At 46.7% G+C, this 9,927-nt stretch carries 13 protein-coding genes; 7 read left to right on the forward strand and 6 right to left on the reverse strand.

Going from position 1 to position 9,927, the window contains the following annotated elements; genetic code table 11:
- Nucleotides 1–7: 7 nt before the first annotated feature.
- From ACFVQB_RS17225 to ACFVQB_RS17235, 3 genes are read right to left on the reverse strand one after another with little or no spacing between them, the layout of a single operon-like run.
- On the reverse strand, nt 8–1,090 hold the full coding sequence (locus ACFVQB_RS17225) for a Gfo/Idh/MocA family protein (RefSeq protein ID WP_379441288.1): 1,083 nt from the start codon (nt 1,088–1,090) through the stop codon (nt 8–10).
- The gene (locus ACFVQB_RS17230) at nt 1,083–1,847 is read right to left on the reverse strand and encodes a sugar phosphate isomerase/epimerase family protein (protein WP_379441292.1); all 765 of its coding nucleotides are present in this window, start codon (nt 1,845–1,847) and stop codon (nt 1,083–1,085) included. Before ACFVQB_RS17230 ends, ACFVQB_RS17225 begins: the two co-directional genes overlap by 8 nt.
- Nucleotides 1,848–1,874: 27 nt before the next feature.
- Nucleotides 1,875–2,987, reverse strand: coding sequence for a Gfo/Idh/MocA family protein (locus ACFVQB_RS17235; protein WP_379441296.1), 1,113 nt, complete (start codon nt 2,985–2,987; stop codon nt 1,875–1,877).
- A 188-nt stretch (nt 2,988–3,175) separates the two neighbouring features.
- Between ACFVQB_RS17235 and ACFVQB_RS17240 the strand changes: the two genes are divergently transcribed.
- Entirely contained in the window at nt 3,176–3,994 is an 819-nt protein-coding gene (locus ACFVQB_RS17240) for an AraC family transcriptional regulator (protein WP_379441300.1), read from the forward strand.
- Nucleotides 3,995–4,029: 35 nt separating this feature from the next.
- Here ACFVQB_RS17240 and ACFVQB_RS17245 read toward each other — a convergent pair whose 3' ends face one another.
- Nucleotides 4,030–4,344 (reverse strand): hypothetical protein, encoded by a 315-nt coding sequence (locus ACFVQB_RS17245; protein WP_379441304.1) that lies wholly within the window; start codon nt 4,342–4,344, stop codon nt 4,030–4,032.
- Nucleotides 4,345–4,427: 83 nt separating this feature from the next.
- Nucleotides 4,428–5,366 carry a Gfo/Idh/MocA family protein gene (locus tag ACFVQB_RS17250; protein WP_379441307.1) on the reverse strand — a complete coding sequence of 313 codons (939 nt, stop codon included), beginning with the start codon at nt 5,364–5,366 and terminating at the stop codon, nt 4,428–4,430.
- Nucleotides 5,367–5,565: 199 nt separating this feature from the next.
- Here ACFVQB_RS17250 and ACFVQB_RS17255 point away from each other — a divergent pair, with 199 nt between their 5' ends.
- From ACFVQB_RS17255 to ACFVQB_RS17270, 4 genes are all read left to right on the forward strand, one after another.
- Nucleotides 5,566–6,177 carry a TVP38/TMEM64 family protein gene (locus ACFVQB_RS17255; protein WP_379441311.1) on the forward strand — a complete coding sequence of 204 codons (612 nt, stop codon included), beginning with the start codon at nt 5,566–5,568 and terminating at the stop codon, nt 6,175–6,177.
- Nucleotides 6,178–6,305: 128 nt separating this feature from the next.
- The gene (gene msrA / locus ACFVQB_RS17260) at nt 6,306–7,268 is read left to right on the forward strand and encodes a peptide-methionine (S)-S-oxide reductase MsrA (protein ID WP_379441315.1); all 963 of its coding nucleotides are present in this window, start codon (nt 6,306–6,308) and stop codon (nt 7,266–7,268) included.
- A 198-nt stretch (nt 7,269–7,466) separates the two neighbouring features.
- A complete protein-coding gene (locus ACFVQB_RS17265; RefSeq protein WP_090900912.1) occupies nt 7,467–7,670 on the forward strand; it encodes a helix-turn-helix transcriptional regulator in 204 nt (67 codons plus the stop codon).
- Entirely contained in the window at nt 7,670–8,068 is a 399-nt protein-coding gene (locus tag ACFVQB_RS17270; RefSeq protein ID WP_379441321.1) for a hypothetical protein, read from the forward strand. The genes ACFVQB_RS17265 and ACFVQB_RS17270 overlap by 1 nt, the downstream gene beginning before the upstream one ends.
- A gap of 6 nt (nt 8,069–8,074) precedes the next feature.
- Here the strand turns inward: ACFVQB_RS17270 and ACFVQB_RS17275 are convergent, their stop codons facing one another.
- Complete coding sequence (locus ACFVQB_RS17275; RefSeq protein WP_379441324.1) at nt 8,075–8,875, reverse strand: lipid II flippase Amj family protein; 801 nt, start codon at nt 8,873–8,875, stop codon at nt 8,075–8,077.
- A 226-nt stretch (nt 8,876–9,101) separates the two neighbouring features.
- Between ACFVQB_RS17275 and ACFVQB_RS17280 the strand changes: the two genes are divergently transcribed.
- Together ACFVQB_RS17280 and ACFVQB_RS17285 are read left to right on the forward strand one after the other, a co-directional pair.
- A complete protein-coding gene (locus tag ACFVQB_RS17280) occupies nt 9,102–9,575 on the forward strand; it encodes a DUF2188 domain-containing protein (RefSeq protein ID WP_379441328.1) in 474 nt (157 codons plus the stop codon).
- Nucleotides 9,576–9,706: 131 nt separating this feature from the next.
- On the forward strand, nt 9,707–9,927 hold a 221-nt coding region (locus tag ACFVQB_RS17285), incomplete at its 3' end, for an HTH domain-containing protein (RefSeq protein WP_379441331.1).

The raw sequence follows: 9,927 nt of genomic DNA on the forward strand, positions 1-9,927 counted from the left end.
CGGTCGGTTATTCGAAATAAACCGCTTTGCCTGTCTGAGCAGACTCGTAGATCGCTTCAAGAATCTGAGTAACCACGATAGCTTGCTCAGGTTTTACAACAGGATCTTTGTCTTCCACGATCGCTTCAAGCCACATTCTGGCTTCACGATCCGCTTCATTTTCTGCACTACCGGAATAAAAAGCAACTCCGCCTGCGTCCAGATCTACCTTGGTTTCAAACAGACGACTGCGTTTCTCGCCATTGATACGCAGACCATCCTGCATATCCGCGCCACCTTCTGTTCCACAAAGCAGTGTTTTGGCTTCGCCAAACTCAGCAACGTTCAGCGCCCAGCTGGATTCGATAATAATTGTAGCCCCATTCTCCATCGTCACAAAGCCGAATGCAGAATCCTCTACCTTGAATTGTTCCGGGTCCCACGGACCAAAAGCATTGGCCGCATTCTCACGTTGACCCAGCTTGTGGAAAGTTGATCCCATTACACTCTTCGGCTTGTAATTATCCATCAGCCAAAGAGTCAGGTCCAGCGCATGGGTACCGATATCAATCAACGGTCCTCCGCCCTGCTTTTCCTCATCCAGAAACACACCCCAGGTAGGGACAGCACGGCGGCGAAGAGCAATCGCCTTACCGAAATAAATATCGCCCAGCTCGCCTTCTTCACACATTTGTTTCAGGTATTGGCTATCATTGCGGAAACGGTTCTGATACGCAATGGACAGCTTTTTGCCTGTACGTTGTGCGGCTTCCAGCATAGCCTGCGCTTGTGCAGACGTCTTCGCCATTGGCTTTTCACACATTACATGTTTGCCCGCCTCAAGAGAAGCGACTGTGATCACGGAGTGGGAGTCGTTTGGTGTACACACATGTACCACATCAATGCTTTCATCCTTCAGCATCTCGTGATAATCCGTATATACTTTGGCTCCCTCAGCACCGAATTCGGCTGCTGCCTCCTCCGCACGTTCTTTCACAATGTCACAGAAAGCGACCATACGGCCCTTAGATTGTTTGGACAGGCTGGGCATATGTTTACCTTTGGCGATTCCGCCACAACCAACGATGGCGATATTAAGTACTTTAGACATGAACAAGTCCTCCATTAGCGGCATATTTTCTAATCCAGTTCATACTGCTCTCGATGCTTTGCAGTGGAGGATTCTGACATACATCCTGCTCCACAACAAGCCACTCGGCTCCCGCCTGATCTGACGCTGTAGCTACAGCCCCCAGATCTACCTCGCCTTGGCCAAATTCCACTGTCAGGACTTGACCTTCTGAACGGCGCATGTCTTTCCAGTGGACCAGTGGCAGACGTCCCGCATACTTCGCGATGACTTCCGTTGGCGGGTATCCTGCGGCGTGAGCCCAACACGAATCCAGCTCCACTTGCAGATGGGAAGCGTTTACGGTATCATACATCGCGTATAACGCCGGCTCCCCTTCAACCTGCTCTGTAAATTCAAAATCATGATTGTGATACATTAACACCATGTCCTGAGCTGCACACTTCTCACCAATCTCATTAAGGGAACCAAATACGTTATCCCATTGCCGTTGTTCTTCCGACAGATAAGGGACAATCAGGTTTTTGTTTCCGATGGCTTTGTGATAAGCGATCACGCCATCGAGATCCTCAAGCAGACTATTGTACTGAATATGGGTACCAACGACCTCCAGACCGAATTCATCCAGAATGGCCCTTACTTCTTCCGGACTACGTCCGTAAAAGTTGTGAAATTCTACACCTTGATATCCAAGCTCTGCAACCTTGGCGAGTGTACCTTTGAAATCGCGCTCCAGTTCATCACGTACCGTATATAGCTGTAATCCAACCTTCAACATTTACCGGTTCACCTCATCCGAAATCAATTAGTGTGACTGTACAGCCTCTGACTGATTCTCATCTGTATTGTTTTCTGCTCCTGCTTCATAAGTGCTCTCCAGCTGGATGTGTTTGCCCTCAAGCGAGGAGCGCTGGAACGCATGCATAGCTTCAAGCACATGGTAGGCGAGCTTGCCACTGGCCTTGTGTTCACGTCCGGCTCGAATGGATTCAACCATTTCGGTAACGCCGATTCCACGCTCGTTCTGTCTGCTTTCAAAAGCAGGTGTCACAGTCTCCCATGTATCCTGACCGAATCTGCGCAGTTTCACTTCCCCATTAAAAAAGTTGGGGTCCGGTATGCTCAGCGTGCCTTCGGTACCGTAGATTTCAATCCGCGGCAAATCCGAAGCGCCCCGGATATCGAAGCTGGTGATCATCGTTGCAATGGCACCTTCCTCAAAATCAATCGTTCCTGCAAGATGTGTTGGCGTCTGTACCTCAAGAGGTGTACCTTCCTTCGGTCCGGAACCAATAATACGATCCGTAATCTGTACACCTGCCGATGAACTGATTCTACGAATCGGTCCAAGGAGGGTAATCAGAGCGGTCAAATAGTAAGGCCCCATATCAAACATCGGTCCGCCACCAGCGACATAAAAGAACTCCGGATTTGGATGCCAGGCCTCGGGCCCTCCACCCATGAAGAATGAAGTTGCCGCAATCGGCTTGCCGATCAGTCCTTCTTCAATAGCCTTGCGGGCAGTCTGAATGCCTGATCCAAGGAACGTATCCGGTGCTGAACCGACATACAATCCTTTTTCCTCAGCCAGTTCAATTACCTTGCTCCCATCCTCAAGAGAGATTGCCAGTGGTTTCTCGGCATACACATGTTTGCCTGCTTCAAGCACAGCCAGATCAGTCATGGCATGACTACCAGGAACCGTGAGGTTTAGCACAAGCTCAATCTCGTTATCTTGCAGCAACTCATCTACATTGTAAACGTTTGCGATATTGAATTCATCAGCTCGTTCTTGTGCCCGTTCACGGATCAAATCCGCAACAGCCACCACTTCAATGAGAGGATTATCTTTAAAATTTTCCAGATATATGGCGCTAATGTTACCGCAACCAATAATGCCTGCTTTCATTTTCTCCACAGTGGTGTTCATCTCCTTATGAGTGGTGAGAACCTGTAATTTGCATATTTGTAATTGAAGGTTTTGCGCTAGATTGTTGCACTTGAATTTAATACTATGGTATTCCGTTTCGGCTTCAATTAAAATGAATAATATGATTGAAACATGAACTATCTGGTCATAATTTTCAAATTGCAAGGAGTATGCCAATGCCGACTGATTATTCCTGCCAGGTTCTTACAGCAGGCTTCTCGTTTCATCGCAAACCTTATATAGGATTGCATCCTGAGGGAGTAAAGAATTACCTGATGAGGCTCCAGACGGACGGACGTTGCCGAGCCCGTGTAGACGGCGTCATGTCGCTTGTTGATGCGGGTGATCTGCTTCTGTTTAGTCCAGATGAGCCGTATGAACTGAGAATAGACAAAGAGCAAAATCCGATGGGTGAACGACTTGTGGAGAGTGGTGACTACCATATTTTCTTCAATGGGGACTGGGTGGATGAGTGGTGGAAACATCACAAGAGGCCGAACCGGATCAAGGTGCAGCTGACCGAAAGCCTGCTCACCCTGTTTCGACAGCTCGTACTGGAGCAGCGCCGTATTTCCAATCCTTACCCTGAAATTGCCAGTTATTATATGCGAATTCTTTGTCTTGAAGTGGATCGTTTGCTCTCGGAGCATCCAACGATTACCAATACCAACTATGTGGCATATGAGATTAAAAGTTACATCGAGGAGAACGCTTCTTCTCTATTCAAGCTTGAAGATATAGCTACCCATATTGGAATCAGTGTTTCACGGGGAGTTCATCTCTTCAAAGAAGCGTTTGGTAAAAGTATTATGCAATATACACTGGATGTACGGCTGAACATGGCCAGGGAACGGATCATTTTTAGTCCAATGACACTCGAACATGTAGCCGAGTCTTCCGGCTTTAACAATTATACGTATTTCCACCGGGTATTCCGCTCCCGGTTCGGCATGTCGCCCAAAGAATTCCGCGTCATACACCGGGAACAGATGTAATCGCTTCGTTAATACGTATTATTCGTAACCGAAACCTATTTGCGCGCGGCAATCGCCTCGGATACAACCATAGCCAAATCTTCGTTGCCAAACATGGATAGCACGCCCAATACGGTGTCGTCCGGAATGTCACCGGCTTCCTCCTTGGATACAACTAGCTTCAACACCTGCTGCAAACGCTCGTTGCTCAGTTGTTCCGGGTAGGCTTGCCGGTACATCTCTTCCGGATCCAGTCCATGATTGACACACCACTGGGCAAATACCAGAATCATCATTTCCTCTTCCTGTTTATACGTCTCGATTACAGCTTCCTCAATCTGCTTGTTGCGTTCTTTTTCATATTCATCCATGGTGTTATTCTTCCTCCAATATCGTTTAATGAATCATTGGTGCGGAAGGCTCCATTCACACTCCCGCACAGACTTCTGCAAGATTAACCGCGGATAAGCTGTTCAGCCAGGTCATGACTGTCCATGACGTGACTCGCACTGATGGCACAGTCATCCGGGGTTTCAAGATTTGCCAAAAATTGATCGATGGCTCCCGTGAATCCTCTTCGGGTCAAAATACTTTCCCAGCTGCCAAAGGTTTCCTTGCGTTCCTGTACGCCGCGTTCCTCATACTTCGCTATTTCCATGTTCAGCACTTCTACCGACCTTCCTCCGCCATACAGCTCAAGCTTCTCCAGATCCGCTCCTGCTTGGCGTACCATATCGAATCTGCCATATGCCGTTCTGCCCAGCTTGGCTGATCCAGCCGCATGCAACAGTCGGTCCAAGTCATTTTTACGTATCCATTGATGGAGCAGCTGCACATTGTGATCCGAATACCATAACATCAGGTCAAGAATATGAATCAGATCATCATAGATGGTTTCCGCAGCCGGACGATCCTGAATAGCTGTCCGATGTTTAGTAACTGTCAGCGATTCAAAGCCTTGTCCAGCCTGCATCCATTCCTTCGCGTTTTGATACAACGGTGCATATCTCCGGTTAAAACCTACCGCCAGCAGCAGACCTTGTGCTTCCGCAAAAGCGGTCATTTCTTCTGACTCCCTTAACGTATAGGATAGAGGTTTGTCTACGTATACTGCCAGCCCCCGCTCCAAACATTGCATGACGATGTCAAAATGAGCTTCTGTCGCTGTATGTACAAACACCGCATCCAGATCCCAGGACAACAATTCTTTTATATCCGTTGTTCCCTGGTTCAATCTATAGGTATGCTGTATTTCCTTCACCGGCTCGGGAGAACGGTTCATAATCCCCGTAATTTCCACGTCCGAGTGGGCAGTCAGCAGCGGCAAATATACTTTACGTGCAATATCCCCGAGTCCGATGATCGCAGCACGAGTTCGCTTGGTTGTTTCCATTATGATCATTCCACCTTCAGATGAGTTCTATATTTCTACGTCCTATAGTGTAACCCTTCGGGCAGCAACATGCCAGTGATTGCAGCTAGAACCGGCCTAATTATCCATCCTTTGGTTGAACGTGGTAAACTTTAAAGAGTTAGCAATACGGATTGGGATACAGGTAGACCTTCCTAGTCTGAAAGGAGCGTTTGGGATTTTGCGAAAATGGTTATGGCTCCTCTTATATGTTTTACTTGCCGGAGTCACGTTTATTTACAGATATGAACTGCTGGCCTGGACCGATCTGCATCAGTCCATTCCACTTTTACTCGCCATGGCGACGTTGTTTGCGCTTGTACCCGTGATTCCGTACAAAATTGTCATTATTGCCTTTGGGTATAGTTACGGTACCGCAACAGCAGCCTGGATATGCTGGCTTGGCACTACGCTCGCTGCACTGCTGGTATACACCGGAGCAAGAACGATATTCAGAAATCAGGCCAGATCCTATCTTGAACGCATTCGGGGTTTGAATCGATTTACAACATGGATGGAGGCTCATCCCTTCATGGGTATCGTGTCTATGCGACTGCTGCCCATCGTGCCCCAAATGGCGGTTAATATTTATGCGGGCATTACCTACACCCCATTCTGGGTCTTTATGGTCGCGACGGCAATTGGCAAACTTCCTGCGATTTTTGTTTTTGCCTATGCGGGTGCACAAGCAGAATCATCAATCTGGCTTAGTCTGATAATCCTTGCCGGTTATCTGGTGTTCATGACGATAGTATTGCTCTTGTTTCGCTTGCGCTCTCGTAAAAAAGTCTAAGTCGGTACAGTCAGAAACAGTTCAGATCCACCCTCTTTACGATCCTGCTTGGTTGGCTTGCCAATTCAGGATATAATAGAAGAGTAAGCCAAAATATCAATCTTCATCAGAAATGGAGTGACTATAGCATGGACCAACATTCAAGTGAAAAAGCAACTTTTGCAGGCGGATGCTTCTGGTGTATGGTATCCCCCTTCGAGGAACTACCCGGCATTCATAAGATTGTATCGGGTTATACAGGAGGACATACGGAGAACCCAACATATGAGGAGGTCTGCTCGGAAACGACAGGTCATGTAGAGGCCGTTCAAATTACGTTCGACCCGGCCATCTTCCCATATGAGAAGCTCGTTGAATTGTTCTGGCAACAGATCGACCCAACGGATACGGGTGGACAATTCCATGACCGTGGATCATCTTATCAGACGGCCATCTTCTATCACAGTGAAGAACAACGCCAGATCGCAGAAGCTTCCAAAGCAGCTTTGGCACAAAGCGGACGTTTTGACAAACCAATTTTCACACCGATTTTGCCAGCGAAAACGTTCTATGAAGCAGAGGAGCATCACCAAGGTTACCATCACAAAAACCCTGCTCACTACAAACGGTACCGTAAAGGTTCTGGACGTGAAGACTTTATCGAACGTAATTGGTCCGGCAAAGTGGATAAAGACGGCCTGAAAGAGCGTCTGACACCGCTTCAGTACGAAGTTACCCAAAACAACGCAACCGAACCAGCGTTCCATAACGAGTTCTGGGATCACCATGGTGACGGAATTTACGTGGACATCGTATCCGGTGAGCCACTGTTCAGTTCCACCGACAAATACGATTCCGGCTGCGGCTGGCCAAGCTTCACCCGTCCACTGCGGGACTACAATGTGAAGGAAAAAACAGATCTCAGCCACTTCATGATTCGTACCGAAGTGAGAAGTCGTGAAGGGGATTCCCATCTGGGGCACTTGTTCAACGACGGCCCTGCCGAAGCGGGTGGGATGCGTTATTGCATCAATTCCGCAGCCCTTCGTTTTGTACCCAAAGAAGATCTGGAAAAAGAAGGATACCCAGAGTACGCCATACTGTTTAATTAAGATAAGATAACATTCACATAGAATTACCTTAAAGAGCAGCGGAAATTTTCCGTTGCTCTTTTGGTTGTATATTTTGCCCATTCTCCGCTGGGATGTAAAGAGTTCTTGACATACGAATGATCAATCATATAAAATCCAGGTGTAAAGAGTTCTTGACACGCTTGAGTTCATTCGTGCCATGTAAAGAGAGGTTTGTGGATGCAAAATCGGATAAAAGTACTGCGTGAACTGAAAGACATTTCACAAGGCAAACTTGCCGAACAGTGTGATGTCAGCAGACAGACGATTAATGCTATTGAAAACAACAAGTATGACCCCAGTTTACCACTGGCTTTTGCTATCTCAGAAGCACTGGAGGTCACGATTGAACAGTTATTTATGTATGAGAGGAGAAAATCCTGATGAGGTCAAGAAACTGGACAATAGGAATTACAGGTTTATCGGCACTTCTTGTGCTTGGAATGGTGATATATCGGACAGCTTTTGGGAAATCCGTTGGACTCGGCGAAATGGTAACACTTGGGGCAATCATGATGCTGTTCATGTCAACCGTGACATGGGGAACAAAGGCAGATCAAGATCATGTTCGTGAAGACGAGGAATTGGGTAGAAAAATTACGGAACAGAGCTCGAAGCTGGGGTATTTTCTACTGACATTCTTTATTCTCATCGCTGTTGCTATAGACCATTGGATGCATGAAGAACCCAGTCTTCTGCTTCTCTCCTTACTAGGGCTCTCCATGGTTATCCTACCCTTTCTTGAATGGATTCAGATGCGAAAGTACAGATTATCGGAGTAATTCCCATCACATCATACTAACAACCCAGCCGATCCAATACGCGAATGGAATCAATAACAACTGAGCCAACAATGTGCCAAATAAACGGGATACAAGCATACAGCCATAGATCTGATTCATTCGATCCAGCCGGATTTCACCGCGTAGTGATTTGTCGCTGAGCAACGAAATACGTGGATCAATCAGGATGGTTAACAAAATGGTCGCTACTCCATTAATAAGTCCGGTGGATTGCGAAGCAGCTACAGCCTGCCCCGGATAAAGATACGCAGCGTATAGACTGGACAGGACTCCAGTCGTATAGATCGCTGTCACCGCTATGTTCAACGTCATTAGACGTCTGGGCATTCCGTTGTGTACCAATAGCTTTGCCATTTTCCATGATGGCGGGGTAATGTAATACATCGCGTTTTTGATCTTGCTGCGTTTCAACAGGCCTCGAACCATGGAAGGAATCGATCCTGCCGCCTCAAAATGAACGACCATTCGCGAAGCAAGCTTGACCATCGTTGGAAAGCTTATAATAGCCAAGGCTGTTCCTACCGTAGCCGCACCCATAAGCCAGTGCAGTTGCGCTGCAAAGTGTGGGTTCCCTCCATTCGTCGCAGTATCCACGAGATTGCCTACCATCGGCCCTTGGGCCATATTGGAGGTACGCGACACCAGCAGCAAAATTCCGGACAGGGACAAGGCCAGCGCTATTCTTCGAGTACGTAATCCCCCAAGGCGCAGCGCATAGGACATACTATCAGCCGCATGAATAAGCATGGTAAACAACATAGGAATGGCTAAGCTTAAACTAAACATATGTAAATCTCCTTATCTTTTCTTTTTCCTCATGTGCTTCTATTATACTTTTAAGCATGGAAGCATTATACTCTTCATCCACATAAAAGTATAGAAAAGCGCGGAGAAGTTGAACAGTAGAATGCACAATAACTACAGCATACGTTTCGTTCTCCACAATAATCGTTTATTCATCCGGGTAAAGGGTAATATACAAATAACTTATAATGTACAGGAGGGAATCAATATGCCGTGGAACAAACAAGATTATCCCGTTTCCATGAAAAATCTGGAGCCTCGTGTCAGAGATAAGGCCATTGAGATTGCCAATGCCCTGCTGGATGACGGTTACGAGGAAGGACGCTCCATTGCGATCGCTACTGCCAAAGCAGAAGAATGGGATGAGAATCATCCCACATCGAAGAATTCGAAGCAGGCTGCAAAACATACTTCATCAGACAGCAAATCGGAGCATGGAAAATCTTCATCTCCACGCCGTCATTCCGAACCTGTCTCTTCTTCCAAAAGCCATGATAATATTCATGTCGTTCCTACCGACTCGGGCTGGGCAATCAAGGAAGAAGGTCAATCCAAATCTCTGGCTACGTTCCGAACCAAAGCCGAAGCGGTGGATGCTGCCAAAGAAAAGAGTGAAAAACAGAACATTCGGGCTATTATCCATAATGAAGATGGTCAAATTGCCTCTTCCATCAAGCCTTAAGTGGATCTGATTTTAAAAAGGATATCTCGTGAATAAAATGTACCCTATAAGATAGACACTTTGAAAAAGGTCATCTTATAGGGCTTTTTTTTGTTTATAATGAAGAAAACATGAGCGGTGGTAGGATTGAGATGACAATAAAATGTTTCACAGATCAACAACAGGCACAATTAAAATTAAATCCGTATGTTAAAAACGTGAGTGCAAAAGCTATTACGTATACAGAGGAATTTAAAGGGATTTTTATTGATGAATACGGCAAGGGAAAGCTTCCGAGCGAAATTTTCCTGGAGGCGGGTTTTGACATTGAAGCGCTTGGTCCTACACGGATTCGGAAGGCTTCTAATCGTTG

This window comes from Paenibacillus sp. NPDC057886 (assembly GCF_042796655.1).
Taxonomy (GTDB): domain Bacteria; phylum Bacillota; class Bacilli; order Paenibacillales; family Paenibacillaceae; genus Paenibacillus.

Bases quoted from the DNA above. Each gene is read 5' to 3' on its own strand.
- ACFVQB_RS17275 (WP_379441324.1), bottom strand. From the start codon at position 8,875: ATGTTTAGTTTAAGCTTAGCCATTCCTATGTTGTTTACCATGCTTATT.
- ACFVQB_RS17270 (WP_379441321.1), top strand. From the start codon at position 7,670: ATGAGGTCAAGAAACTGGACAATAGGAATTACAGGTTTATCGGCACTT.
- ACFVQB_RS17280 (WP_379441328.1), top strand. From the start codon at position 9,102: ATGCCGTGGAACAAACAAGATTATCCCGTTTCCATGAAAAATCTGGAG.
- ACFVQB_RS17250 (WP_379441307.1), bottom strand. From the start codon at position 5,366: ATGGAAACAACCAAGCGAACTCGTGCTGCGATCATCGGACTCGGGGAT.
- ACFVQB_RS17230 (WP_379441292.1), bottom strand. From the start codon at position 1,847: ATGTTGAAGGTTGGATTACAGCTATATACGGTACGTGATGAACTGGAG.
- msrA (WP_379441315.1), top strand. From the start codon at position 6,306: ATGGACCAACATTCAAGTGAAAAAGCAACTTTTGCAGGCGGATGCTTC.
- ACFVQB_RS17225 (WP_379441288.1), bottom strand. From the start codon at position 1,090: ATGTCTAAAGTACTTAATATCGCCATCGTTGGTTGTGGCGGAATCGCC.
- ACFVQB_RS17245 (WP_379441304.1), bottom strand. From the start codon at position 4,344: ATGGATGAATATGAAAAAGAACGCAACAAGCAGATTGAGGAAGCTGTA.
- ACFVQB_RS17240 (WP_379441300.1), top strand. From the start codon at position 3,176: ATGCCGACTGATTATTCCTGCCAGGTTCTTACAGCAGGCTTCTCGTTT.
- ACFVQB_RS17265 (WP_090900912.1), top strand. From the start codon at position 7,467: ATGCAAAATCGGATAAAAGTACTGCGTGAACTGAAAGACATTTCACAA.